Here is a 265-nt window from a genome sequence, read left to right as displayed (position 1 = left end):
ACGTCTACTGGATTTGTCAAGGGGCGTTTAACTTTTAGTGCAAAGAATCGTCAAGCATTTAGAAATAAACTTTGTATTAAAAATGAACATGTATTTGTCTATGCAGGAAACGTATATTATTCGTGGCAAAATATAAAAAATACACTTTGTTTTTTTAAGTATTACTTAGAGAATGTAACTTCTAATGCCAAATTTATTATTCTTACACATAAAAGTGATCAGTTCATAGTAAAGGGGTTTATGTCTAAGTTAAGCCTTCCGGATG

General features: G+C 30.2%; 1 protein-coding gene. It reads left to right on the top strand.

Annotation, left to right across the window (positions count from 1 at the left end; translation table 11 throughout):
- Positions 1-265 (top strand): hypothetical protein (locus SB749_RS19765; protein ID WP_410711806.1); only part of this gene is annotated, 265 nt, incomplete at both ends.

Source organism: Brevibacterium sp. SIMBA_078 (assembly GCF_046534565.1).
Lineage (GTDB): Bacteria > Actinomycetota > Actinomycetes > Actinomycetales > Brevibacteriaceae > Brevibacterium.
This window is presented reverse-complemented; position numbering and strand designations above follow the sequence as displayed.